The organism is Pseudomonas sp. GW821-FHT07F01, assembly GCF_059418825.1.
This window is the reverse complement of sequence record NZ_JBWKQO010000002.1, coordinates 141,071-165,278: the sequence shown is the minus strand read 5'-3', so window position 1 is coordinate 165,278 and position 24,208 is coordinate 141,071. Positions and strand designations below refer to the sequence as shown.

The window sequence follows — 24,208 nt, the reverse complement described above, 5'->3', positions numbered from 1 at the left end:
GCGAACATCCCGGCGTGTTCGAGGAAACCATCGTTCTGCCCCAGGATCCGGTCCAGAGATTCGCCGCAGGCTGTTCCATCAAATGTATGTGGATGTCCGGGCATGACCGGGCGTAACAGTTTCAGTGCTTTGGATCATGTGGCCGAACCCGCTTTTGGGGCGGTTTCGAGAGTTTCGGCCCGCCAAGGCCCGTCTGGCGGCGTTTCAGCGCAGTGAATCTAAAGATGCCCGGCCGGGCCAATCTATTCGTGAAACGTGTATTTCCCGTTGGCTGCAATAAAATCTTGAAAGCCTTTGATAAAGGCTTTTCTTGTGCCAGGTAGTATTTTTTTTAGAGCCAGAAAATAAAGATAGATAGGCGTCGCGTCCCCAGTGCCTTCCTCTATCCAGCACTCTTCTGTTGCAAAGCAAAAAAGTACACAGCGTATGAGGTTCGCAAAGTCTTCATCTGATTTACGGTGCTGTTGCTCTACCGTCCAGAGTTCTAGTACAAGCCTTCTCCGGAGATCCCCATCGCTTTCTATAGGTTCTCGCTGGATGCTTTTTTCGATGTATGGAATCAGCACTTTCAACTTAGGGGTGGAAATGCTAGCAAGTACACCGCCGTCGATCAGACTGAGCAAATAGCGTGCGTACTGACGTGTTATTTCACTGAAAGGCACGCTCGCTTCAAGTAACGCCTGTTCAAGGTAATCGAACTCTTGAACCTCCAGGCTATCAATCATCATACAGCTCCATCTTTTACTCTTATCGTGCAGCAGCAATCGGCCGAAAGCGGTCAGTGCAGATTCAGGTAGGGGTTCGAGGTCCTATTCTCGCTACCTTGGTTGCATTTGGCGAGCTGGTTGTTGGGGGGGGGCGAGGCCCTGGGCTGGTAAGCTGATAGCTAAGAACAACTACTCATCACAGAGGGCAATGACCCGCAGATGGCCGCCCTTGCGCATCGTGCAGCTCGGGCGCCGTCGATGTTGGTTAGAATGGCGTGTTGAAGTCTATCGCTCGCAAGGAAACCCAATGAGCCCTGAAAAGCCAGAGCCTTTGCTCATCCTTCAAAGGTTTCTAGATAATGTTTATGTGAAGGCTTCGAAAAGCCAGAATGTTTTACTCAAAAGAAATCATGGCCACTACACATACGCGAATGGAATACTCTTCGTCTACGTGACGATCTTCCCTAAAGAGGTTGAGCTTGTTTTTGAAAGCAAGCAGGTAGGTAACGGGGTTTTTAGTATTGTTTTGGATATGTGCATGTCCAGTGGAGAAGTACTGGCTGGCAACCTGCTGTCTCTGAATGGGAGATGCGAGGAGATCAGCACGGCATTGGCCTCGCAAGAAGATTGGGTGTTGGCCCTGTTGTTAAAGTGCTTGGGCACCTGAGTCTTTTTCCAGAGCGTGGACACCGCAGGCGTTCCGGTTTGCCGGTTCGCGTGCGCCGAGTTTATGCAGTAACCCCTTCTGGCTGTGGATTCAACCGGTCGATGCAACAGATTGGCTAAATCGTTCGGCGGGTGTTTCGTAGTCTAGTGTTTTCCGAGGGCGGCGACTCGGTCTTTGCCCCGGCGATTTACTGTTTTTAAGCCAGCAAGGGCGGGTCTTTACCCGCCCCAGTGGTTTAGTTACGCACGAACGCCAGTAGATCAGCGTTAATCGTATCGGCATTAGTTGTCGGCATTCCGTGGGGGAAGCCGGGGTAGATTTTCAGGGTGCTGTTTTGCAGAAGTCCGGCGGACAGAACTCCGGCATTTTCATAGGGCACGATCTGGTCATCGTCCCCGTGCATCACCAGTACGGGGATCTTGATACCCTTCAAATCCTCGGTGAAGTCGGTCTGAGAAAACGCCACGATCCCGTCATAGTGTGCCTTGGCACAGCCCATCATGCCTTGTCGCCACCAGTTCCACACGATGCCCTCGGACGGTTTCGCACCTGGGCGGTTGTAGCCGTAAAAAGGTCCTGCCGGAACGTCGTAATAGAACTGTGCGCGGTTGGCTTTCAGTTGGCTCTGCAGGTCGTCGAAAACCGATTTCGGTAAACCGCCAGGATTGTTCGCAGCCTGAACCATCAGCGGCGGCACGGCGCTGATGATGGCGGCCTTCGACACCCGGTCTTCACCGTGGCGCGCGATGTAATGGATGACCTCACCCCCGCCTGTGGAGTGTCCGACATGGACGGCGCCTTGTACGCCGAGGTGATCGACCACGGCGGCAACGTCGTCGGCATAGTGATCCATGTCGTGGCCGTCCCAGACCTGGCTGGAGCGCCCATGCCCCCGTCGGTCGTGGGCAACGACCCGATAGCCGTGGTCCAGGAAAAAGAGCATCTGCGCGTCCCAATCGTCTGCGCTGAGCGGCCATCCATGATGGAAAAAGATGACCTGAGCATCACGTGGCCCCCAGTCCTTGTAAAAGATTTCAACACCGTCCCGCGTAGTGACGTATCCCATGTTCGTATCTCCCGAGTGAAGGTATGGCCTCGACCGATTCGAGATTCGGCCCTGGCCCTGATGAACGAAGTGCAGCCCATTCCATAGGTGTTGCAGAGGCTGTGTTTGTCGATTGATCTGCGTCTACCCATGAGCCCATGACGGTGGAGCAATGCATTGAACCTGGGCAGCTTGGCCGCTTTATGACTTTAGGTTTAAAGTCAACTTCAAGGTCAACGGTTTTTAGGGGTGAGGTATGAGAATTGGTGAATTGGCGAAAATCAGCGGGTTGGCGCCTTCTCGCATCCGCTTCTATGAGGCCAGTGGCCTGATCAAATCGGTCGAGCGCAAGGCAAATGGATATCGCGATTACGCACCGGATACCGAATGGGTTCTCGAGATCATTACCGGCGCCCAGGCAGCGGGCTTTTCGTTGGATGAAATCCGCCAGTTGATGCCGATGAATGCCAGTGGCTGGCAACACGATCAGTTGCTGGGTGGCCTCAAGCAAAAGGTCGAGGAAATTGAAGTCCTGCAGCAGCGGCTGGCCCAGAACAAGGAGCAACTGCTGCTGGTCATCAAGGGCATCGAGGGCAAACCCGAGGGCATGGCGTGTGCGGACAATGCGCAAATGCTGATCAATCGTTTGCGCGAAGAAGGCGTGGCGCCTGCTTCGGGCAAGCGTGCGGCAGGGGCCGCCAGGAAGAGAACCACCCGCCAGACGTACGGGGCCTGACGGGCGTCCCGGCTCTCAGCGCTCGCCAACCAGCGTAGCGAGCGGTTTTGGCGCATAGAGTGCGCTCTGGAACTGCGGTACGTATTCGTACTTCAGCAGTTTCCCCAGCTTCAGGGAGCGGATGTAGTTCGACAGGCTGCCGTCGCCCAATGTGAGGATGGCCGCATCGGCGTCACGGCTGGAACCGTGGCTGAGCTGGCGGGAAACAGCATACCCGTAGGCCAGTTGGCCCTGGTGATCGAGGTTGGTGAAACTGTTGGTGATGATTTTGACATTGCGGGATAACTTCTCGAGCTTTTTCGCGGTGAAGGAGAGGTCCAGCTTGCCGGTCTGGCTGTCGGTGATGTCATAGACCACCGATTGCGCACTCTCTTTGCGGTCAATGCCGGTCAGCCACTTCGGCAGGTTGTAACCGACGACACCGCGCACCCGTGCCAACTCTGTATTGACCGGCAACTTGAGCACGTAACCCCAGAAGTCTCCCGAGATTGACTGGCCAATCAATGTGAGCGGACCCAGGTTGGCTTTGCCGGGTTTGTTGGTGATGATCGACACGGCCACCTCGTTGTAGGCGTCGTTATCGCAATGCTCGTAGGTATATGAGGTGAACGCGATCAGGCCACGCCCCGGCCAGATCTGCAGCGGTTGCACCGTTGCTGCCAGTTCGGGCGGCATCAGCGCCCGGAGCCGGTCGAGGTCAGCCGTATAGACAGCCGTAACCTGGCTGTTCTGGTAGTAGAAGTTGGGCGAAAACGACTCGAAGCCTATCTCGACCTTGTTCTTTTCCAGGCTCTTGAACCAGCTCAGATCAACGCCTGGTATTTCGGCGGCGATTACCGATAGCGGCGGGTTGGACCGAAAGCGGTCGTACAGGCCGCCTTTGACGACGGGCACCTGATGGCCGGCGATATCGATGGGGGTAGTGTCGGTCGGACTGGGCATTTCAGGCGTCTCCGCCAACGCTGCGTTGGCAAATGGGTTGAACAGCAATGCTGTCGAAAGCTCGGTTGCGAGTTTCAGTCGCTCTTTTTCAAGGGGCCGGGATCGACCCTGGGGGGGCAGCGAGTTACGTCGCTCGTGCAGAGCGCGGCGGTCACGGCTTCAGCTACGGCCCGGGGCGATTGCGGGTTCTGGCCGGTCACCAGCCTTCCATCAGTCAGGGCAAATGAGGTGAACGGCAGCCAGCCCTTGTGGTAACGCGCGCCCTGGCTTACGAGCCGGTCCTCAAGGAAGAAGGGCACCTGGCTTTTCATTCCCGATAGCCACTCTTCGCGATCAGAGAATCCGGTGATGTTTCTGCCTTTGATGATCAACCGGCCCTGGTCATCTTTCAGATCCAGGAGACCCGCTACGCCATGGCACACGGCTGAGACGATGCCACCCTGGTTGTAGATGGTTTCGGCCACGCGCCGCAGATCAGGGTTGTTGGGGAAGTCCCACATGACCCCGTGGCCCCCGGTGAAATAAATGGCGCTGAAGCGGGAAGGGTCCACGTCAGCGATCGGCAACGTGTTCTGCAGCCGAGCGCGAAAGGTTGCGGACTGCAAATGCCGCCGGGCGGCCTTGTCCATGTACAACCACCCCAGGCTCCGCTCGTCCAGAGGCACCGCGCCCCCTTTGGGGCTGGCAAATACTGTGGTGTAGCCGGCAGCTTCCACCACATCGGTGAAATGTGTCAGCTCCGTCAGCCACAACCCGGTGGTGTCGCTGCGTGAGGGATAGCTGGCGTGGTTGGTCATGATCACCAGTATCTGGTGCTCCCTGGAACCTGCCATCGAGGAGTTCGGCTGAGCATTTGCACTTGTCATGAAAGCACCACCTATCAATATCAATACACAGGAAACAAGGGGCTTGATCATCATTCCGGCTTCATCAGGCGAGCAGTTCGGCGCATGCTCACCTTAAACCTGGCTTTAAGGTCAACCCCGCGATGGCAAATAATTTCCGCGGATGCGCTCGTACTTCTGCTTGACCCTCAACCTGACTTTAACGCTAGCGTCTGATGCGTAAGGGGCAAGGCAATAACGCACGTTATCAATCCAGTCTGGAGCAACGCATGAGTCAGCAAGACAACCTGGATACGCAGATGAAGTGGATGATCTATGGCGCCAATGGCTATACCGGCGAGTTGATCGCTCGCGACGCCGTCAAGCGCGGGCTCAGGCCGGTGCTGGCCGGGCGCAATCGCGACAAGATCGAAACCTTGGCCCGGGAGCTGGGCCTTGAAGCCCGGGTGTTCGGGCTGGATGACGATGCGCGCTTGCTTGCGCAGGTCAAGGGGCTTGGATTGGTGCTGCATTGCGCGGGGCCGTTTTCAGCCACCGCGGCACCGATGATCGAAGCCTGCCTGAGGGCCAGTGCGCACTACCTGGACATTACCGGCGAGATCGCCGTATTCGAACATGCCCAATCCCTGAATGAGCGGGCGCGAGCCGCGGGGGTGGTCATTTGCCCCGGCGTCGGCTTCGACGTAGTCCCGACCGATTGTGTCGCCGCCGCACTGAAAGACGCGCTGCCGGATGCCACGCATCTGGCATTGGGCTTCGATTCCCGTTCCAGCTTTTCGCCCGGTACTGCCAAGACCTCCATCGAGGGCATGGCGCAGGGCGGCAAGGTCCGTCGTGACGGTAGGATCGTCTCGGTGCCGCTGGCATATCGGGTACGGCGTATCGACTTCGGCGCCGGTGAGAAACTTTCGATGACTATTCCCTGGGGCGATATCTCGACGGCCTATCACACCACCGGCATACCCAATATCGAAGTGTTCATACCGGGCTCTGCCGGCATGATCCGCGGTGCCAGATTCGCCAACCTCATCCGCCCGTTGCTGGGGTGGTCCTGGGTACAGAGGCTGCTCAAGGAGCGCATCGGCAAGACAGTGGTGGGTCCGGACGAACAAAAGCGTGCCGACCAAGGCACCTATGTGTGGGGCGAGGCCCGTAACGCTCGGGGCGATCGCAAGGTCGCGCGGGTGTATACCACCAACGTCTACAGCCTGACGATTCATGCCGCCTTGAGTGTGGTTAGTCATCTGTTGCAGGTGCGTCCGACGGGCGGTGCCTATACGCCTGCCAAGCTGCTGGGGGCTGATCTGGTGACCAAGCTGCCCGGCTCGGGTGCCTTGAACATCGAGTAAAGATTCTTGGGTGAAGTTGCAAAAAGGCTATTGACCTTCAAGTTCACTTCAATCTTAAGGTGGCTCCATCTCCACTGAGGGCTACCCCCATGAATGTGTTCGATACCCTGATGCTTCCCAACGGTTCGACCATCAAGAACCGTATCGCCAAGGCCGCCATGGAAGAGAATATGGCCGATGCCGACCAGGCACCTTCCGAAGAACTGATGCGCCTGTATCAGGCCTGGGCCGAGGGTGGCGCGGGCCTGATCATCACCGGCAACGTGATGGTCGATGGCCGTGCCATGACCGGGCCCGGCGGTGTGGTGCTGGAAAATGAGCAGCAACTGGACAAGTTCAAGCGCTGGGCGAGGATTGGCCGTTCCGGCGGCGCGCAGTTCTGGTTGCAGATCAACCACCCTGGCCGCCAGATGCAGGCAAACCTCGGGCAGAAAACCTGGGCACCCTCGGCCATACCGCTGGACCTGGGCAAGATGTCCAAACGTTTCGCAACGCCTCACGCGATGACTGCGAGTGTGATCGATGATGTCATCCAGCGTTTCGCCCGTACCGCGCGTCTGGGTGAGCAGGCCGGGTTCACTGGTGTGGAGATCCACGCCGCACACGGCTATCTGCTGAGTCAGTTCCTCTCGCCGCTGACCAATCAAAGAACCGATGAATGGGGCGGTTCCCTGGAAAACCGCGCGCGCCTGCTGCTGGAAATCGTCAAGGCGGTACGGTCCGTGGTGTCTGCCGATTTTGCGGTGGCGGTCAAACTCAACTCTGCCGATTTTCAACGGGGAGGCTTCACCGCCGACGATGCCCGGAAGGTGGTTGAACTGCTGAACGAGCTGGGGGTGGATCTGGTTGAGTTGTCAGGCGGCAGCTACGAGGCGCCGGCCATGCAGGGCGAAGCCCGTGACGGTCGTACCCTGGCGCGCGAGGCCTATTTCGTTGAGTTTGCACGTGACATCCGCACCGTCGCCAGGATGCCGGTCATGGTCACCGGGGGAGTGCGGCGACGTCCGATCGCTGAAATGGTCGTCCAGAGTGGCGTGGACATGGTGGGGATCGGCACGGCGCTGGCCATCGATCCGCACCTGCCCCGTGATTGGCTGCTGGGCAAAGACAGTACGCCGCAACTGCCGCCGATCACCTGGAAAAACAAGGCCATTGCGGCCTTGGCCAATATGGCGGTGGTCAAGTATCAATTACGCAAACTCAGCCGGGCCAAAAAAACCGATCCGAGCGTGTCGCCGTTGCGTGCGCTGGTGCTGCAACAACTCGCCATGGCCTTTCGCACCCGCCAATATCGACGTTGGGTAGAGAAGCGTTCGATGTAAGTCGATACCTCGCAAACCCACCGCTCATTATTTGGGCGAGAAAGTCACCTTGACCGGATTGTCGTGTTTGTAGGTTGCCGATGATGGCCCGTAGTCGAGGTTGAAGCCTGGCAGCCAGGCCCTGAGTTCAGTATCTGAAATCCATTCGAGCTGGAGCTGGCTTGCGGCCTCATTGGCGTCGAACTGAGCCAAGGCTTGCACCGCAGATTGGCAGGCTGCCGATACGCCGGATTCCAGTACCGAGACCTGGAGCTTCTCGCTCCAAGTGATGGATCCGCTTTGCGGGCACTGGCGTACTTGCACATGATATTTCCCGCTGGGTGAAGGCAGGTCGTAGACAATTTTGTTGGGGCCGCATGCGGCCAGCAAGGCGGATGAGAAAATCAGGGCGGGGACACGTTTATTCATCGCAGTATTCCAATTGCCAGGAGGGGCAAGTGAGCAGTCGGCCGGCCTGCACTGGGGGCGTACCGAATTCAGGCAAACAGGCCCCCGAGCGCATGCTCGACACGGTATTCGATGAGACGCCCATACCCCCGGACTGGTGTTACTTGGCCAGTGACAACGGCACGCCCCAGATGGGATCTTCCATGCCTTGCTTGCCCAGCGGCGTGATTTGCATGGGCTGGAGCCTGGACAGCAACTGCCGGTGCTTCTCGCTCAGGTTGCGCTGCTCGATGAGATTCTGCGTAAAGCTCATGGGCGCCGGCCAGGTGTAGACGGTCAGGTTGTCGAGAGGACACTCGATTTTCTTCGGGTCGATCGCCCGGCACTTCGACTGCTGGTACTTGTAGCCAGGGGTCTTCAGGTGCATGCGTGGGGCCAGCAGCAATTGGCCGCCCTGGATGGTGAAACTGGCAAGCGCCTTGTCGACCGGCAGGCGCGCCTGGACCTTGATCGCGGGAACGTCGCGAGAATCGGTCTGTTGGTAATAGCCGCCCGGGGAGAGCGCCGTCGTCTGGGTATATTGCTGTTCACCCCAGCTCACGCAGGCACCCGAAGCCCTGAGCACGGCGGTACAGACACCTTCGGTCTTGGTCTCGCTGCCATAGGTCGCGTCCTTCCAGACCTCTTCCCTGTAGTACTCGCGGTACAGCTCGGGGGACAGGTAGGCGGTCCCGTTGGCGCCATGGCCCGAACCGGGTGGGCCGCTGCGGGCGCCGACCTGGTCGAGCAAACCGTGGATCTGGTAGTCGTCGCCGCCGGTCAGCAAGTATTTACCCGGTGGCAGGATGTGCACCTCGAAGGCCTTGAACAGATAGGTTTCGCCAGGCGGCCTCTGCAGCGCGTTGGTCTGGAACTTGCGGCCGAAGGTCACCTTCGGATCCTTCTCGTATTCCCAGATCACCGTCGGCGTCCATTGAGTCATGGTCAGTGCATCGCTCAGCGACTTGTGCGGCATCACGTCCGCCACCAGCACCACCGCCATGTTCGCCTTGAGTGCTGCGTCCACCTGGTCCAACAGCTGCGCGTAGCGCGGATCGTCCATGCTGCCGTAGGCACCCGAATCGAGATCGGAGACGCAACCGGAGAGGGAAAGAGCGAGGAGCAACGCGGCGGGTAGGGCAGAGCGCTGCCGGAACAGTTTCATGTATCAATCCTTGATGGGCGTTGGCAGGGGATGTTGAACAGCAATATTAATGGTTTGAAGGTAGAGCGCAATATTTAGGAAGGCCGGTCCGATGGCATGCGCAAAGAGCAAGAATACGCTGTGATTCACCTCACATATCGAACTCTGAACGCTGTGCGAATTCGACTTCGCAGGCCCATAACGACCTGCGCAGGTAGAGGCAGGGAGAGGGCGAATTGCTGTCCGTTTCTCTGGCAGAACCCGGATCCTCTGCTAGTTTTTTCAACGATCAATCTTGCCGCAAAAGATTCGCTCGCCAAAAAAACACTCAAGCAAGGAAGCAGCCGCATGAAGAAAGCCCCCGTATTCATCAGTGGCTTGATTGCTACGTCAGTGATGCTCGCCGCGATGCTTGTGCAGGCGCAAACCTCGCCGATGGCGCAGGTCTCCGGGCCTGAAGCCGATGTGAAGGTAACGCAAACCTACGTACGGATGATGGCGCGGGAAGCGTATTTCTGGGGTTGGCCGATGGCCAATATCTTCAACCGCCGGCAGAAGTTCAAGGACCTGCCGGAGCCGGGACTGATGGGCGGTATCGTGCCCGTAGCACCGATCAACCATCTGTCGATGCTCACCGATTACATTTCCCCTGGCGAGCGACTGGTGGCCTGCCCGAACCAGGATGTGGTCTACGGTGCGGGCAGCATTGCCCTGGATATCGAGCCTGTGGTGATTCAGGTGCCGGACTTCGGCGACCGTTTCTGGGTGTATCAACTGGTGGACCTGCGCTCCGACAGCTTCGCCGAACTGGGCAAGATGTACGGTACCAAGCCGGGCTTCTATCTACTGGTGGGGCCGGACTGGAACGGCAAGGTACCGGAAGGCATTGCCCAGGTTTTTCGCGCCAAGACCAACACCGGTTTCGTGATCCCGCGGGTATTCCAGGACGATACCGCCGAAGATCGCAAGGCCATTCAGCCCTATCTGGCAGGCATCGATATGTACCCGCTGTCCAAGTACGACGGCAAACTCAAGCAGCGTGACTGGAGCAAGTCGCCGAAATTCCCTGCCGAGGCATCGGGAGACGAGGAGACCCGCTGGGTGCTCCCGGAAAAGTTCTTTGATGAACTGCCGGCGATTCTCAAGGACGCCAGGCCGCTACCGGGTGAAGAGGCGCGCTATGCGCAATTGGCGGTGCTGGCGCAAATCGCCCAGCGCGACCCCGAGCTGAAAAAAGCCATGATCGACGAAGCGCAAAAGGCTGACAGCGAGGTGGTCAAGCCGCTGTTGCAGTTTCGCAACTACGGCCAGCAATTGCCGCATCACTGGAGCACCATCAGCAACGGCGCGGCGTTTGGTACCGATTACTTCCTGCGCACGGCAGTCGCCCGGTCGAATATCTTCGTCAACAAGCAGATCGAGACCAAGTATTTCTACCAGGACCTGGACGAGGCCGGTACTCGGCTCAATGGTGCCCAGCGCTATAGCGTGACCTTCCCCAAAGGTGCGCTGCCGCCGGTCAAGGGCTTCTGGTCGTTGACGCTGTACAACCAACAGCATTTCTTCGCCGAAAACCCGTTGGGACGCTATTCCCTCGGCACCAAGAACAAAGCGCTCAAGAGCAATGCCGATGGCTCGCTGACACTCTATGTGCAAAGCGACTCGCCGGGCGCGGACAAGGAAAGCAACTGGCTCCCCGCGCCCCAGGGCGCCGACTTCTCGCTCTACGTGCGCGCCTACTGGCCGGAAGCCGCTGCGATGAACGGCCAGTGGACACCACCGGCGGTGGTCAAGGTCAACTGAACCGATTTTCCAACTGCGTTTCATAAGGACAGCCCATGAACCGTTTGCGCACTTCCCTGACGGCCCTGGCCGCAGCCATTACCCTGAGCGGCCTGGCCAATGCTGCGACGCGTTATGAGGAACTGGCCAACCAGCCCTTTGAAAAGGGCTTCCCGACTGAGACAGCTGCACGCACCCTGATCGATGAGCTGGTGTTCCAGCGTGCCGTGCAGTCGTACCTGTGGGCCTTGCCGGCGATCAACATCTGGTCGATGAAGGAGGCTTCGGAGAAAGAGTTCGGCGCCGGCTACAACATCCTGCCCACCTGGAAAAAGCGCATCAATGCCAAGACGCTGGTGACCACGCCGAACTCCGACCTGGTCTACGCCATGAGTTATCTGGACCTGCAGAAGTACGGCCCACTGGTGGTTGAAGCACCTCCCGGTGTACAGGGCATGTTCGACGATTTTTTCCAGCGCCCGATCGTTGGGCCGACCATCGACGGCAAGACCTGGCGCGGTGACGTCGGCCTGGCCGGCCCTGACAAGGGCAAGGGCGGCACCTACGTGCTGTTGCCGCCGGACTACAAGGGGCCGGAGCCGACGGAGGGATACGTCTATCGTTCGCGCACCAACAACGTGTTCCTGTTCTGGCGCACCTTTTTCAAGGATCCGAAAGACCTCAGCGTGCCGGTGGCTGAAGTCGAGCGCACCAAGATCTATCCGCTGGGCAAAAAGGATTCGGCGCTGCCGATGCAATTCCCCGATGCCACCGGCGCACCGATCAACATGCTATTTCCCGAGGATGGTCGCTATTTCGACATGCTGTCGCGCTTCATTGACGCCGAAGCGGTGGACCCGGCAGACATGGACATGCGTGGCTTCCTGCACACCTTGGGCATCGAGAAGGGCAAGCCCTTCGCTCCGGATGCGCAACGGCGCAAATTGCTCGATGAAGCGGCGCGCACCGCGTTCAAGATGAGCAAGGTGGTGACCAGCCATTTGCTGCTCAAGGAACCGGGCGGCTTGTACTACAAAGATCGGCAATACGTGAATACCTTCGCCGGGGAGAACACCGAGTTTCAGTCCAGTGGCAGCTTCACCAATCTTGAGCAGCGGGTGGCGTTCTTCACTTCGGCCTACTCGGACAGCCCCGGCATGGTCATGAACATGGTCGGTGCCGGTGCCAAGTATCCCGCGACCACCCGTGATGCCGACGGCAAGTTCCTCGACGGTGCACAGACCTACAAGCTCAACCTGCCGGCAAATGTACCTGCGGCGTTGTTCTGGTCGGTGACCGCCTACGACAACCTGACCGCCTCGGGCCTGGACAACGGCCAGCCGTTCCCGTCTCTCAATCAGATGGATAAGCCGGTGCAGAACAGCGACGGCTCCACCGATATCTACTTTGGCCCGAAATCTCCGGGCGAGGGCAAGAACTGGATCAAGACCGTACCGGACAAGGGCTTCCTAGTGATCGTGCGGCTTTACGGGCCCAAGCAGGCATTCTTTGACCAGAGCTGGAAACCGAGTGATTTGCTCAAGCAGTGATGAGTGTGCTCGTGTCGTGCCCGATAAGACGGCCAATGCGAGCAACGCTTTTCGAAAGGTAGCCGGTGAGCGGTACGTTGGACCCTGCCTGGGTCATTATCGGCGTGGCCGCAGCTTCTCTCCACTTCAGAGGCTGCCTCTGTCAAACCCGGACCTCTGACCCGGCGTGGCTCTGGCCACCCGGGTCGAGGTCGTGGAGGGTCAGGCTTCTGGCTTGAGCTTTATGCCGGCGCATCGGCCTCGAGTCAGCAGGTAGTCCACTTGCCTGGCGCGGTTGATGGCGACGCGAATTTCGCAGCTGGCTGAGTTGGTCACGTCGCCCCAGTATTCAGCGTGTACCAGTTGGCCATTCTGTGGGCCGGTGTAGGTGCCGAGCGCTTCGCGTGAGGTGTACGAGGTGTCGCGTTTATAGATCAGTACCACCCAGTCCTTTTCGGGGGCGGTGGCGACTTGGTTGGGGACGCCAAAGTGCTCGATCGCCTCGCCAACCGGGCGGTTCTTCCAGTAGTTGCGGGCCTGGGCTTCGGGCAGGGTCGGAATGGCCGAGCATCCGCTGAGCAAGATGGCGGCTATTCCCAGTGCGAGCAGTCTTTTCATCGCACGTTCTCCATAAATAGTGCGTTCATTTGGCGGGCATCTGATCGAATGCCTGGTCGACGATCTTCAGGATGGCCGTCTTGGTGTGCTCGTGATTCATTAACTGGAACAGCCCCGGAGCGGCCGAAATCATCTGCGAGGTAGGCATCTTGCCGAGCGGATACATCTGCTTCGCCTGGCGCTGCTCCGGATGACAGAGGAAGTCCCGGGTCTGGGCTATCCAGGGCTCGGGCTGCTTTTGCCATTGAGTGGAAACCTTCTTCGGGCGCAAGTCGTTGAAGAACTTGCTGTAGTTCTGCGCGCCGTTCAGGCGCACCCGGTTCTTCGCGCAGTCGACTTCGACGTCATACGCGGTCATCGTTGGCTTGCCGCCTTCTTCGTAGAGCTGATAGACGCCCAGCGAACGGACACCGCCCTTGCGCAGGAAGATGTTGGAAGGTTCACCGTCGACGATGAAGGCTTCGTTCTTGTTGAGGCTGCCCTGGTGATGAATCATCCAGAAGTCGCCGGCCGGGGCACTTTCCGCTTGTGCAGCCAGCGGGCTGCACAGCAGCAAGGCGGGCAGCCAGGGTCTGAGGGAGGTGAGCATAGGGCAACAATCCTTTGCTGTTGTGGGCACCTGGAGGCGGTGCTTGCAGGTGAAGAAAAATCAACTCAGTCCGTTGGCAAGACGGTGAGTGGCCAAGCTCAGGGGCTGTATCGGGCGATGGGCAGGGCGGACTCTGGTGAGTGGCTGCCATGACCAGAGGGCGCTCCTCGAGTTTTTTGTTCGTGGCAGCAGGTGGGCCGCTCAAGGGTAGAAATATAGGTGCGCCGGGCGTCGTGGGTCGATTAGGGCAAATGTGCTAATGGCGTATTGCCGCTATCGAGCAGGGCCGCGGAAACTGCGGCGGGCAGCTTCCCAGGGCAGGCCGCAGGAGGTCGATGGAGCGCTCAGGCCCGAGGGGGCAGGGTGAATTCAGGTAAAGGCCAGGGCCGCTCAGGGAGGGGGGCAGTGTGCTACGGCGGCCAAGGCTGTTGGGGGGGGCTGGATCAGCTTTCGGGTGCGATGATCGGGTCTTGAACGGCTTCAGCCGCCAGCTTCAAGCGATCGGCCTTGCTGATGTAGGTGCACTTCTTCTTCGGTGCCAGTTTGGCGCTGGCCTTCTTGGCGTTGGCCTTCAGCAGTTGGTTGATTTTCTTGCGGCGATTCATGTGTGCAACTCGGCGGGTAAGTTGCCGAATGATATCAGCTAAGGGGGGCAGGCCGGCCACCCGGGGTGAACCCTGGTTGCACAAGACTGGGTGGCGGCCCTGTTTAGCTGGATCACCCGATCACTTCTTGCTGTTGCAGTCGATTACGCTGGCATCGGTGATGATGTTCTGGCTATCGGTGTACAGGGTGATGCTGCAGAAGTAATCGAGCACTGTCCGGTTTTCCTCATACCCGGTCTTGCGATAGACCGCTTCGCTCCCCACCGGCATCATGCCGCCGACTCCGCCACCGCCAATGCCTACCCAGGTCTCCTTCTGGCCGACGTACTCGACGCCGGTCTGCACGAAGACCTTCTCTGGCGTGGTATGGGTCTGCACCCGGTTCCACAGGTAGAAACCTCCACTGCCGTAGGAAGAAGGCCCCATGCCCTGGTCGGGCCTGCCGAACAGTTGAAACGCATTCTTGGCCGGCTGCCCCACCAGTTTCTGGGCGGCGATCTCGACGTCGTTGGGTTCGGTCTTGGCTGTTGGGATGGCACAGGCGCTGATGGTCAGAACCGTGAGGGCAAGGCATACGAGCTTGAGTGAAGGCATGACACAGATTCCTTGTGTTCCTGGATTTTCGGCAAAAGATAATCTGAAAAATATCGGCATGGCCAGTGCAAGATTGTGCTGAAGAGTCGCCGTGCGCTGATTTGCGCCGGCCATACAGGCGCGACAACACGCCACACTGGCGCAATCGCCGGCGGTGGTCTTTGCTGTCTCGGGCCCGGCGGCAGGGCGCGCGGACTGAGCCTGCGTCATGCCATACAGGGGGCCTGTGTCCGCCTCTGGTAACGGAGCAGGGCACAGAACACTATCGAGGTCTCGACCAAGGAGGTCAGGTTGAAAAGGAAAATGCTGGCGGCTTCGCTGCTGCTGTGGATGTTTTCGCTGACGGCGCAAGCCGACTGCGCGGTGCTGGGGCCGGGAGAGGATCCGTGCGCTGGCCCGGTGCTCGGGCCTACGGTCTGCGAATGCCCTTGATGAATGTCCGTGCCCTCGTCAGGGGGCATGGGTGACTGGATGACTGACCAGGAGGTCGCAAATGAAAAAAGTGATGTTGGCGGTATTGCTGCTGTGGGGCTTCACCCTGACGGCCCAGGCTTCTTGCCCGGTGTTCGGCCCGTCCGAAGATCCGTGCAGCGGCCCGGTATTCGGTCCGTCCACCTGCGAATGCCCTTGAGCTAGTTGCCAATGGCAGGCCCGGCCCAGGTCGGGCCTGCTTCTGCCTTGGGCCTGATCGGCAGGTGTCGAAGCGCCTGTGGCCGTTTCTTCAAAGATGGGCAATCAGCTGCTGCCGATAGCCGTTTTCATCGGCTGGGGCGGGGTATCGGGTTTCATCGATCAGCGCGCGCAACTGCTGTGAATGGCTGGACTGCCTGAAGGCGACCTGGCACTCGGCAGCATCAAAAAAACCTCGTAGATGAGGCAGGGCCAAGGGCAGCAGCAGAGGTTCTATCTTCAACGAAATACTGACGATATCCAGTTGGTCGGTGGGGTCTCGGTAGAGATCGATGACCAGTAGGCTTGCACTTTCGGTACCCGGATAAATGTGGACGTCGCCAGCGCCAACCGGGGTTTCGTCGAAGTAGCTGGTGTACAGCTTGCGAATGTCGAGAGCGATTCCCAGGGTGTTCAATGCCGCCGCCAGATCGGCGTTGGGAACAGGCTCGTCCTGCGCCCAGGTGACGAAGTCGGGCATGGAAACACAGATGTCGAACTCGTTGGCGCAGATGATGGGCGTCACTGGGAAGGCTTCCTGGTGGTGGAGGGCCGCTAGCCTACCACTGGGCGACGCTGTTTTTGCAGCGATGATCCAGAGCTACTCCAGGTTGCTCATCGGCTGTCCCTAACTCTTGAATAGGTGGCGCATTCCCCGGTTTGTCCTGTAGCGTTCATCGCGGCTGGCGAAGCTGGCCAGGCACGGACGTTGGGAGTCCTGCACACATTCAGACCAAGGATATTGGCCCCAGATGACTCAGCTGATTGATTTCAAATCCATCATTGCAGCGGCGCAGCGGATAGATGGATCGGTAGTTCGTACGCCGACGGTGGAAAGCTCAATGCTGGCAGGCATGGTTGAACGACCTGTCTTTCTCAAGCTTGAAAACCTGCAGGCCGGTGGTTCATTCAAGGCCCGCGGGGTACTCAACAAGTTCTCGGCGTTGCAGGAGGGCCTGAGCGATAGCCACTTCGTCGCCGTCAGTGGGGGTAACTTCGGCATTGCCATCGGCGAGGCGGCCAAGCGCTTCGGCGCCAGGGTGACGGTGATCATGCCCGAGAGCGCGCCGTCTTCGTCGGTCGAGCGCATTCGCGCCTCCGGCAGTACGGTCATTGTCGAAGCGGATGTGCATGCTGCCTTTGCCCGGGCCAAGACCCTGGAGGCAGAGGGCTATGTGGTGATCGACGATTGCGCCGACACGCTGATTGCCGAGGGGCATGGAACACTGGCCCTTGAGTTCATTGCCGACTGCCCGTCCCTGACCGACGTGTTTGTCGCGGTCGGCGGCGGGGCGATGCTGGCGGGAGTGGCCACGGCCTTGAAGGCGATCAAGCCGGGGATCCGGGTCTGGGGCGTAGAGACCGCCGGCGCACACTCCATGAGCCAGGCCTTGCAGGCGGGCAGGCCGGTGGATATCGACGTCAGTTCGATCGTCTCCACCCTTGGCGTTCCGATTATCGACGAGCTGATGTTTGCCCACGCTCGCCACTATGTCGAAGACATGGTTGTGGTCCCTGACGAAGAGGCGATCAAGGGCATGCTCTCCTTTGCGCAAGGGGCAAGGCAATGGGTTGAACTGGCTTCTGGCGCGCTTGTGCCCGCGGTCATTGCCACCGCGCCCAGGCTGCCTGCCGACGCGGTTATTGGCCTTGTCGTCTGTGGTGGGAACATATCCCTTCAAGACATGACGAAATGGGCTACCTATGCGGGAATTTCCTGAACATTCCCAGGGTGATGTCTGTAACAGGTCGCTCGCTATCGAAAGCGAGTGCTGGCTGACGTACGCGCTCCGGCGCTGAGAGGGGGCGAGCAGCCCTCTCAGCACACCAGGTTGGCCAGCCAGCCGTGCAGGTCCTACTTCACATCGCCATTGTAAAAAACGTGCTGTACGTCTTCTTTCTTGACGATCAGCTTGTTGCCATCGGCCAGGCTTTCGACCAGCTCCGAGCAGTTGTTGATTTCCATCTTGCCGGTCACCGATTCCGAGGCACTGTCAAAGGTGAAGGCGTAGGTGGTGGCGGGGCAGCTGGCGCCACCTTCTCCGGTGGAGACCACCAGCAGATACTTGCCACCGAAGGCATAGGCTTTCTCGACGGCGACGTATCCTGTGAGGTCCGGGTCTTCAACCACGTAGTCCATCACGTTGACGACACCGGCGCGGGATACATAGTTGATGGCCGAACCGCCCATTTCGCGGGTGCTGGTGGTGAATACGCCACCGATGTCGTCGCCGCTGATGATCAGCGGTATGTAGCTGACCCGGGGCGCTTCTGGGGCCGGTTGGGTGGCGACTGTCGGGGCGGGGCGCTCGCCGAGGGCAGGAGCCGCCTGTGGCGATACACACTTGCCGGTCTCGCAGATCCGATCACCCTTGCAATCGGTGTCCTTGAAGCACTGGGCGGCAGCGCCTGCCTGGCCGGTTGCCACCGGCTCGGGTTTCTTGTCGCATCCCACCAGGGCCAGCGCTGCAAGTGAGAGGGCGTAAACAAGCTTCATGTTGATCTGTCCTTAATCAAGAGGGGGGCGGCGGGCAATGTAAAGGGTTTGCTCAGGCGTTGCCAGGAAACCTCAGCCCGCCCATCCCCTGTTGGCGGCTTGTCAGCAAAGGCTGTCGGCAGCACTGAGCATGGGGAGGACCGGGAGGCTCATATCGCGGATGGCCGCTTCAAGCTTGTCCTGGTAGATGCTCAGGATGGAGTAATCCAGTTTCTGGGTGATGTTCGCGCCGCTTGCGCAATTTTGCAGCAGTTCTTCCAGTGCGCCGGCAACCAGGTCCGCGGTGACCTGCAAGACGTTCAAGCCGAAGCGGCTATCGACAATGACCAGATTCGTTAAGTCGTACATACAGCCCCTGCGGTCACTGTGATGAAGGGTAATGGCTATGAGCCACTAGCAGTTTAACTAAACCGTCGGTGGGCTGTCACGGGGAGAAAAGGGGGGATTTGCGCCAGTGAGCGGGTTTTTTGTACGGCGATTTTCCAGCGCTCAGGGGCCGCTCTGTGTACCATTCTGGTCCGCCTGGAAACCAGATTTGATCTGCATGCTGATTTTGAAAAAGGGTGATCACCAGGGCTTGAAGATAGGGCCACGCTGGCCATCTTCAGAGGTCTCGATAGATGCCCGGGTCTTCACCCAACTGCTTGAGGTCCAGTCGAGATTGCCTCGCTCCGTGCAACTGCTGGTAACCCGGGGTTACGAACCCAACAGCAGTTGCCTGGGGTTTTTCAGAACCCTGTCGCGCTGGCTGGGCATCCGGCTTTTCTGCCTGTGTTACCCGCGGCGAAAGCAGGAGCTGGAGGATATTTTCGGCTCCAATGGCCATGACGTGGACGGCACTCATGTCGACCTGTCCATCGTCCTCGATGGCAAGCGTTTGCGCTTTCTGCCCTTGGGTGTGTTTACCTCGCCGGCCCGCCAGGAACAGCGCAAGGCGCGCTACTCGGCGGTAGTGGAGGAGGTCAAGGCCACCCTGGGGCAGTGCGGTTTTCAGATTCATCGCAACCCTACCGAAAGCCTGCAGATCCATTGCGACTACAAGGCTTGATCTTGATCTCTGAAGCGTTGGTCATGCAGCACCCATGGTGCTTGCCGATGCAAGTAATAAGGACGTTACGTGTTGCGTAGTCTGTTGTGGCTGGTGCTGACCCTGGGGCTGAGCGGGTGCACGGCATTGATGACCCGAACCACTCCCTACACCTGTCCCTATATCGGCGTGCGCATGGACTGGGCCCTGGCAAAGGAAAACAACGGCGTACTCTGGCCGTTTCTGGCGCTGGATGCGCCGTTTTCCGGGGTGGTGGATACGCTGATGTTTCCCTTTGAATACCAGCACAGTTGCAGCCTTTGACTCTCGAGGTTCAGCTGGGCTGAACGGGCAGGTGAGTGGGCGGGCCGATCCGTGCTCAGGGGCGGGGACGATCCCAGGATAGAAAGGCCGTCTAGAGTTGATTCTGGCAATCGCTGCCTGAGGAGAACCACCATGCACACATCGCGTCCGCTTGTTACCGTTCTTGCCTGCCTGTTCCTGGCTGCGGCTTCCCCCCTGGTACTGGCCGATCCGGGCGGGGGCAAGGGGCAAGGCCATTCCAAGCAGGGCGCCCAGGATGATCGTGGCCAGGGCAACCGGGAGGGCCACGGCAAGGGCAAGAAACCTGCTGCTGACGATTGGAGCCATGGCCCGAGCATCGATCGTGGCAACGTGCTCGGCATCTTGGGTGGGCACCGTGATTACTGGAGCCCGGGACCGGCGTTGCCTCCCGGTATCCAGAAGAACCTGGCCCGTGGCAAGCCCCTTCCACCAGGCATCGCCAAGAAGCTGGACAGCCGGCTGCTCGGGCAACTGCCACGCTATGAGGGGTATGAGTGGCGGCAGGCCGGTACGGACCTGATCCTGGTGGCCATTGCCAGCGGGGTCATCTACGAAGTGCTGAATGACGTGTTGAACTGATGGGGCTGCCGGGGTTTCAGCCAATCGCAACTCAAACCCCGGCAGGGAGCCCTGGCCCGAAGGGCTATTCCCAGCGCTTGAACAGCACGCTGGCATTCACCCCGCCAAAGCCGAAGCCATTGGACAGTGCGTATTGCATGGCCAGTTGGCGAGCCTGCCCCCTGACCAGGTCCAGCCCTGCGGCGGCGCTGTCCGGGTTTTCCAGGTTGAGGGTGGCCGGGGCGATCTGATCGCGCAGGGCGAGGATGGTGAAGATCGCCTCGATTCCTCCGGCCGCACCCAGCAGGTGGCCAGTGGCGGATTTGGTGGCGCTGATGGCCAGTCCACTGTCGGTGCCGAACACCGTTCTGATAGCAGCCAGCTCGCCTTTGTCACCCACGGGGGTGGAGGTGGCGTGGGCATTGAGGTGCTGCACCTGGGATGCCTGGATACCGGCCTGGCGCAGGGCCTGCTGCATGGCGCGACGGGCGCCGTCGCCGTCTTCCGGGCCGGCCGTCATGTGGTAGGCGTCGGCGCTGGTGCCGTAGCCCACCAGCTCGGCGATGGGCCGGGCGCCGCGGGCCAGGGCATGTTCCAGTTCCTCGATGACCAGCAGGCCGGCGCCTTCACCCATGACAAAACCATCCCGAGCCTGGTCGAACGGACGGGAAGCGCGTTCCGGGGTGTCGTTGAATTCGCTGGACAAGGCGCGGGCTGCGGCGAAGCCGCCCAGGCTGACCCGGTGGATGGCCGCCTCTGCACCGCCACACACTGCGATGTCGATTTCCCCGGCGCGGATCATCCGTGCGGCATCGCCAATCGCCTGGACCCCGGCGGCACAGGCGGTCACCGGCGCGCCCAGGGGGCCCTTTAGACCATGGCGGATCGACACGTGCCCGGCGGCCATGTTGCTCAGGAACGAGGGAATGGTGAACGGCGACAGGCGGCGCGGGCCCTTGCTGTCGGTGGTGCGTACCGCTTCGGCGATGGCCGGGAAGCCGCCCACCCCGGAGGCGATGATGGTGGCCGTGCGTTCCTGGGCTTCTGCGGTATCCGGCTTCCAGCCGGCCTGGGCCAGGGCCTCCTCGGCCGCGGCCAGGGCGAAGAGGATGAAGCGATCCATCTTGCGCTGTTCCTTGGGGGCCAGCAGTTGGTCCGGGTCGAAGCCGGCCTTCGGGTCCTGGAGCGAGTCGGGCACCTGGCCGCCGATGGTGGTCGACAGCTCGCCGATGAGTTCTTCCGGTAACGAGCGGATGCCGGACTGGCCTGCCAGCAGGCGCCGCCATACCTGTTCGACTCCACAACCCAGTGGCGTGATTGCGCCCATGCCGGTGACTACGATGCGTTTGCTCATGCGGATCCTGCTCCTTCAGCGTACGTGATTGGGGAACAACGAAACGTGGACGATACTATCATCATGAAAGTAACATCCGAATCCATAATTACCGAGGTGCAGTGCAGGAGCCAGCCATGCAACGAAAGAGTCTGATTGAAGCCGAGTGTCCGATCGCCCGAGGCCTGGAGCGGGTGGGGGAGTGGTGGAGCATCTTGATCATGCGCGATGCCTTGCATGGCTTGCGGCGCTTCGACGAGTTTGCCCGCAGCCTGGAGATCGCCCCGAACATGCTGACCCGGCGTCTCAATTCCCTGGTGGAGGATGGGTTGCTCGTGCGTGAGGCCTACAGCCAGCGCCCTCTGCGCTATCAATATGTGCCCACGGCCAAGGGCGAGGACTTTCGCGTGGTGCTCATGGCTTTCGTGGCCTGGGGCAATCGTCACTACGCTCCCGAAGGTGAGAGCGTGCAACTTGTCGAGCGGGAAACCGGGCTTGCGGTACAGCCTGTGATGGCGGAGGTCGCCAGCGGCCGGTTGGTGGCATTGCAGGCGTGCACGGTGCAAGCCGGGCCCGCGGCCAGTGCCAGCATGCGCCAGCGCCTGGGGGCTACGGCTGACTGAGCCCTGGCGCCTGGTTCGATGCCGCGGGTGCGGCGGGTTGCTGTGCGACGCCCAGGTTCTGGGGTATCCAGCAGATTCTGGCTGGTGGCTGCCAGGGCGTTATCGTCCGCAGGCTGGCCGGCGTCTCAGCGTGCTCGCTGCCCGCGCCGCCATGAAGGGTGAAAGTGCCGCCAGTGGGCGTCCTGGGCTGCAGCCAGCAGCTCACGGTCGCCGCGGGTATCGCCCCAGGCCCGGAGCCGATACTGGTTCAGCGGACCGTAGACGCTTTCCAGGCGCAGGACCTTGTTCTGGCAACGGCAATTGTTGCCGGTGATACGCCCGCTCAGTATGCCGTCGACCACCTCCAGTTCGGTGCCGATCAAGCTGATCCCCAGGCGTGTGGCGAAAGGTTGCAGGACCAGGGCCGGGGAGGCAGAGCACAGGGTTACCAGGGCGCCTGAGCGCAGCTCCTGGGCCACCGCCTGCAGGCCCGCCGGGCGCATCAGTCGGTCCCAGGCCTGCTGGCAGAAAGCTTCTGCCCGCTGCTGGAGCCAGGCGGCCTCGACGCCTGTGAGGAAGGTGCTGATCAGTTGCGCCTTGAGCTGGTCGCGATCGACCCGGCGTATCAGGAACCTCAGGCTGGGCAGGGCCAGGCCGAGTAACCGCCGGTTGAACTGGCGGTGGCCGAAGGCAAACCTGAGAAAGGGTACGAAGCTGTCATGGCGGGTCAGGGTGCCGTCGAAATCGAACACCGAGAGCACCTGGCTGGCATCGGGGTTGATCCCGATGGTGTCCGGGGCAAGCGCCTGGGCTACGGATTGTGGGGCCTGGGATGGCAAGCCCGTGGGGGCGAGGGGGCCGGTTGGCGGGTGGGGCGGCATGGGTGTTCTCATTGATGGCGGCCGTGGATACGCGGCCGGTTTTGCCTGGGATCGCTGCAGTCTACGCGTTCCGAGTGGATGCTTCTGCTACAGGTCTACAGACGCAGCATGGGAAGGGGGTTCCAGGGACGGGTCAACAGCCGTCTGGCGGACAATTGAACCAGGCGCAGATGAAAGCCGGCATCGGGAAATGCGGCAAACACTCGACGCCGATCCTGGCGCGATAGACCAAAGCTCAGCATGCCCAGGGAGACATCAATCCAGTCGGCGCGGCGAAAGCCTTCCACCAGGCTACCCGGCTGCTCGGCAGTAGGGGTGATCTTGTGGTGCAGTTCAATCATTGGCAGCACCTCGGCTGCCCATTCCGGCCTGCCGATTTCCTCCAGATAGGCTTCGGCCAGGTGTAACGAGGGTGGCAGGTAGTCGAAGGTCCTGGCGGTCCAGATCCCCAGATCATGAAAGGCTCCGGCAATGGAGAGTTTCTGCAACTGCAGGGCATCAGTGCCTGTAAGCAGGTGGCAGAAGTTGATGACCCGGTACACATGGTTGCGATAGCCGGTGAAATCCTTGCCCAGCTCGCCGCGATAGCGTTGCAGCAGTTCGTCCAGTAGTTCCAGTTGGGTCAATAGCATTGCAGCGTCCTTGCGGTACCCCTTCGGGGCGTGTTTTCAAGAGTCGGTTCACAATTAACGGGAAGCGCCGGATGCCGGCGTGCGTTGCCTGGCGCGGGCTCTTTCGACCATGGCCACGATGGTGTCGCAGAGCTCTTCCTGGGCTTGGCCGAAGCTGATCTCTCCCAGTGTGGCGGCATGGGACAGCGCTTTAGCGGCGCCGAGCATGGCCCGCAGGCCCGCGGTGCCTATCACGGCGCCGTTCGCGAAGGGCTCAAGGGCACCTCGACAGGTTTCCAGGAAGGTGGCCTCGTATTCACGCTTGGTCTGTTCCAGCTCCGGCGAGCTGGCCAGGGCGGCGATCACCCCAGGGATTTCGCGGCCCTGGCGTTGCACACAATCCATATAGGACGCGGCAATCACATCGGCGCGAGCCGCCAGCGTGGGGCTGGCAGTCTCCAGCGCCTGCTCCATGAGTGCGGTCTGACGCTGATCGTAGTCCTGGTAGAGGGCCGCCAGGAGTACCGCCCGAGTGTCGAAATGATCGTAGACCACGGGTTTGGTGACACCGGCCTGTTCTGCCAGGTGCCCCAGTGTCAGGGCCTCGGTGCCTTGTTCGCGAACTATCTGCCAGGCCACGCCCATCAACTGCTGCAGGCGCTGTTCCCGGGTCAGGCGACGGCGCGGTGAGGCATCGGTGTTCTGGCGGCTTGACATGCTTATATACCAAAGGTAGGTTATTGGTTGTAACTTACTAAAAGTATATAAATCCTCTGCAATCAGCG

The 24,208-nt window shown here is 60.1% G+C and carries 30 protein-coding genes; 13 read left to right on the top strand and 17 right to left on the bottom strand.

Translation table 11 applies throughout. The features are described 5' to 3' along the window. Positions 1 to 242 precede the first annotated feature (242 nt). Complete coding sequence (locus AC07R1_RS07055; RefSeq protein WP_342403142.1) at positions 243 to 725, bottom strand: hypothetical protein; 483 nt, start codon at positions 723 to 725, stop codon at positions 243 to 245. Between the two features lie 289 nt (positions 726 to 1,014). Between AC07R1_RS07055 and AC07R1_RS07050 the strand changes: the two genes are divergently transcribed. Then, a complete protein-coding gene (locus AC07R1_RS07050) occupies positions 1,015 to 1,374 on the top strand; it encodes a hypothetical protein (protein ID WP_401400391.1) in 360 nt (119 codons plus the stop codon). A 235-nt stretch (positions 1,375 to 1,609) separates the two neighbouring features. Here the strand turns inward: AC07R1_RS07050 and AC07R1_RS07045 are convergent, their stop codons facing one another. Further along, positions 1,610 to 2,440, bottom strand: a complete 831-nt coding sequence (locus AC07R1_RS07045) for an alpha/beta fold hydrolase (protein WP_404672574.1) — start codon at positions 2,438 to 2,440, stop codon at positions 1,610 to 1,612. Between the two features lie 235 nt (positions 2,441 to 2,675). Here AC07R1_RS07045 and AC07R1_RS07040 point away from each other — a divergent pair, with 235 nt between their 5' ends. Then, entirely contained in the window at positions 2,676 to 3,155 is a 480-nt protein-coding gene (locus tag AC07R1_RS07040) for a MerR family transcriptional regulator (RefSeq protein ID WP_495110327.1), read from the top strand. Between the two features lie 15 nt (positions 3,156 to 3,170). On the opposite strand, the gene AC07R1_RS07035 is transcribed toward AC07R1_RS07040, so the two are convergent. Next, positions 3,171 to 4,097 (bottom strand): acetoacetate decarboxylase (ADC), encoded by a 927-nt coding sequence (locus AC07R1_RS07035; protein ID WP_495110326.1) that lies wholly within the window; start codon positions 4,095 to 4,097, stop codon positions 3,171 to 3,173. Positions 4,098 to 4,171: 74 nt separating this feature from the next. Further along, positions 4,172 to 5,017, bottom strand: coding sequence for a type 1 glutamine amidotransferase domain-containing protein (locus AC07R1_RS07030; RefSeq protein WP_495110325.1), 846 nt, complete (start codon positions 5,015 to 5,017; stop codon positions 4,172 to 4,174). Positions 5,018 to 5,211: 194 nt separating this feature from the next. Here AC07R1_RS07030 and AC07R1_RS07025 point away from each other — a divergent pair, with 194 nt between their 5' ends. Then, positions 5,212 to 6,291 (top strand): saccharopine dehydrogenase family protein, encoded by a 1,080-nt coding sequence (locus AC07R1_RS07025; RefSeq protein WP_495110324.1) that lies wholly within the window; start codon positions 5,212 to 5,214, stop codon positions 6,289 to 6,291. Positions 6,292 to 6,380: 89 nt separating this feature from the next. Next, positions 6,381 to 7,613, top strand: coding sequence for an NADH:flavin oxidoreductase/NADH oxidase family protein (locus AC07R1_RS07020; protein ID WP_011061734.1), 1,233 nt, complete (start codon positions 6,381 to 6,383; stop codon positions 7,611 to 7,613). A gap of 27 nt (positions 7,614 to 7,640) precedes the next feature. Here the strand turns inward: AC07R1_RS07020 and AC07R1_RS07015 are convergent, their stop codons facing one another. Next, complete coding sequence (locus AC07R1_RS07015; protein ID WP_011061733.1) at positions 7,641 to 8,021, bottom strand: hypothetical protein; 381 nt, start codon at positions 8,019 to 8,021, stop codon at positions 7,641 to 7,643. Between the two features lie 139 nt (positions 8,022 to 8,160). Beyond that, positions 8,161 to 9,204 (bottom strand): hypothetical protein, encoded by a 1,044-nt coding sequence (locus AC07R1_RS07010; RefSeq protein ID WP_011061732.1) that lies wholly within the window; start codon positions 9,202 to 9,204, stop codon positions 8,161 to 8,163. A gap of 327 nt (positions 9,205 to 9,531) precedes the next feature. Here AC07R1_RS07010 and AC07R1_RS07005 point away from each other — a divergent pair, with 327 nt between their 5' ends. Together AC07R1_RS07005 and AC07R1_RS07000 are read left to right on the top strand one after the other, a co-directional pair. After that, entirely contained in the window at positions 9,532 to 10,986 is a 1,455-nt protein-coding gene (locus tag AC07R1_RS07005) for a DUF1254 domain-containing protein (RefSeq protein ID WP_492617394.1), read from the top strand. A 35-nt stretch (positions 10,987 to 11,021) separates the two neighbouring features. After that, on the top strand, positions 11,022 to 12,515 hold the full coding sequence (locus AC07R1_RS07000; RefSeq protein ID WP_019093066.1) for a DUF1254 domain-containing protein: 1,494 nt from the start codon (positions 11,022 to 11,024) through the stop codon (positions 12,513 to 12,515). 201 nt (positions 12,516 to 12,716) lie between these two features. Here AC07R1_RS07000 and AC07R1_RS06995 read toward each other — a convergent pair whose 3' ends face one another. From AC07R1_RS06995 to AC07R1_RS06980, 4 genes are all read right to left on the bottom strand, one after another. Further along, positions 12,717 to 13,112: a hypothetical protein gene (locus tag AC07R1_RS06995; RefSeq protein WP_011061727.1), complete on the bottom strand. Its 396-nt coding sequence runs from the start codon at positions 13,110 to 13,112 to the stop codon at positions 12,717 to 12,719. A gap of 25 nt (positions 13,113 to 13,137) precedes the next feature. Then, positions 13,138 to 13,701, bottom strand: a complete 564-nt coding sequence (locus tag AC07R1_RS06990) for a hypothetical protein (RefSeq protein WP_011061726.1) — start codon at positions 13,699 to 13,701, stop codon at positions 13,138 to 13,140. Positions 13,702 to 14,144: 443 nt separating this feature from the next. Then, entirely contained in the window at positions 14,145 to 14,306 is a 162-nt protein-coding gene (locus AC07R1_RS06985; RefSeq protein WP_019093064.1) for a DUF2986 domain-containing protein, read from the bottom strand. A gap of 120 nt (positions 14,307 to 14,426) precedes the next feature. Further along, complete coding sequence (locus AC07R1_RS06980) at positions 14,427 to 14,900, bottom strand: hypothetical protein (protein WP_015635918.1); 474 nt, start codon at positions 14,898 to 14,900, stop codon at positions 14,427 to 14,429. Between the two features lie 291 nt (positions 14,901 to 15,191). Between AC07R1_RS06980 and AC07R1_RS06975 the strand changes: the two genes are divergently transcribed. Together AC07R1_RS06975 and AC07R1_RS06970 are read left to right on the top strand one after the other, a co-directional pair. Further along, the gene (locus tag AC07R1_RS06975; protein WP_003083582.1) at positions 15,192 to 15,332 is read left to right on the top strand and encodes a PA0050 family protein; all 141 of its coding nucleotides are present in this window, start codon (positions 15,192 to 15,194) and stop codon (positions 15,330 to 15,332) included. A gap of 61 nt (positions 15,333 to 15,393) precedes the next feature. Then, the gene (locus tag AC07R1_RS06970; RefSeq protein WP_011061723.1) at positions 15,394 to 15,531 is read left to right on the top strand and encodes a PA0050 family protein; all 138 of its coding nucleotides are present in this window, start codon (positions 15,394 to 15,396) and stop codon (positions 15,529 to 15,531) included. A 90-nt stretch (positions 15,532 to 15,621) separates the two neighbouring features. Here AC07R1_RS06970 and AC07R1_RS06965 read toward each other — a convergent pair whose 3' ends face one another. Then, positions 15,622 to 16,095 (bottom strand): hypothetical protein, encoded by a 474-nt coding sequence (locus AC07R1_RS06965; protein WP_015635917.1) that lies wholly within the window; start codon positions 16,093 to 16,095, stop codon positions 15,622 to 15,624. A 226-nt stretch (positions 16,096 to 16,321) separates the two neighbouring features. Between AC07R1_RS06965 and AC07R1_RS06960 the strand changes: the two genes are divergently transcribed. Next, positions 16,322 to 17,290 carry a threonine ammonia-lyase gene (locus AC07R1_RS06960; RefSeq protein ID WP_495110323.1) on the top strand — a complete coding sequence of 323 codons (969 nt, stop codon included), beginning with the start codon at positions 16,322 to 16,324 and terminating at the stop codon, positions 17,288 to 17,290. A 134-nt stretch (positions 17,291 to 17,424) separates the two neighbouring features. On the opposite strand, the gene AC07R1_RS06955 is transcribed toward AC07R1_RS06960, so the two are convergent. Beyond that, positions 17,425 to 18,066, bottom strand: coding sequence for a hypothetical protein (locus AC07R1_RS06955; RefSeq protein WP_495110322.1), 642 nt, complete (start codon positions 18,064 to 18,066; stop codon positions 17,425 to 17,427). Between the two features lie 102 nt (positions 18,067 to 18,168). Further along, positions 18,169 to 18,414: a hypothetical protein gene (locus AC07R1_RS06950; protein WP_011061719.1), complete on the bottom strand. Its 246-nt coding sequence runs from the start codon at positions 18,412 to 18,414 to the stop codon at positions 18,169 to 18,171. 196 nt (positions 18,415 to 18,610) lie between these two features. On the opposite strand from AC07R1_RS06950, the gene AC07R1_RS06945 reads away from it, so the two are divergent. The 3 genes from AC07R1_RS06945 to AC07R1_RS06935 all read left to right on the top strand — a co-directional run bounded on the left by AC07R1_RS06945 (position 18,611) and on the right by AC07R1_RS06935 (position 20,017). After that, on the top strand, positions 18,611 to 19,114 hold the full coding sequence (locus AC07R1_RS06945; RefSeq protein WP_123397430.1) for a hypothetical protein: 504 nt from the start codon (positions 18,611 to 18,613) through the stop codon (positions 19,112 to 19,114). Between the two features lie 69 nt (positions 19,115 to 19,183). Further along, a complete protein-coding gene (locus AC07R1_RS06940) occupies positions 19,184 to 19,417 on the top strand; it encodes a YceK/YidQ family lipoprotein (protein WP_011061717.1) in 234 nt (77 codons plus the stop codon). A gap of 132 nt (positions 19,418 to 19,549) precedes the next feature. After that, positions 19,550 to 20,017: an anti-virulence regulator CigR family protein gene (locus AC07R1_RS06935; RefSeq protein ID WP_093403564.1), complete on the top strand. Its 468-nt coding sequence runs from the start codon at positions 19,550 to 19,552 to the stop codon at positions 20,015 to 20,017. 64 nt (positions 20,018 to 20,081) lie between these two features. On the opposite strand, the gene fabF is transcribed toward AC07R1_RS06935, so the two are convergent. Beyond that, a complete protein-coding gene (fabF, locus tag AC07R1_RS06930; RefSeq protein ID WP_401400363.1) occupies positions 20,082 to 21,350 on the bottom strand; it encodes a beta-ketoacyl-ACP synthase II in 1,269 nt (422 codons plus the stop codon). A gap of 116 nt (positions 21,351 to 21,466) precedes the next feature. Here fabF and AC07R1_RS06925 point away from each other — a divergent pair, with 116 nt between their 5' ends. Next, on the top strand, positions 21,467 to 21,952 hold the full coding sequence (locus AC07R1_RS06925; protein WP_011061714.1) for a winged helix-turn-helix transcriptional regulator: 486 nt from the start codon (positions 21,467 to 21,469) through the stop codon (positions 21,950 to 21,952). A gap of 125 nt (positions 21,953 to 22,077) precedes the next feature. Here AC07R1_RS06925 and AC07R1_RS06920 read toward each other — a convergent pair whose 3' ends face one another. From AC07R1_RS06920 to AC07R1_RS06910, 3 genes are all read right to left on the bottom strand, one after another. Further along, entirely contained in the window at positions 22,078 to 22,812 is a 735-nt protein-coding gene (locus AC07R1_RS06920; RefSeq protein WP_262212037.1) for an HAD family hydrolase, read from the bottom strand. 95 nt (positions 22,813 to 22,907) lie between these two features. Continuing rightward, a complete protein-coding gene (locus AC07R1_RS06915) occupies positions 22,908 to 23,444 on the bottom strand; it encodes an HD domain-containing protein (protein WP_342403649.1) in 537 nt (178 codons plus the stop codon). Between the two features lie 54 nt (positions 23,445 to 23,498). Continuing rightward, a complete protein-coding gene (locus tag AC07R1_RS06910) occupies positions 23,499 to 24,140 on the bottom strand; it encodes a TetR/AcrR family transcriptional regulator (RefSeq protein WP_053152151.1) in 642 nt (213 codons plus the stop codon). Between the last annotated feature and the right edge of the window lie 68 nt (positions 24,141 to 24,208).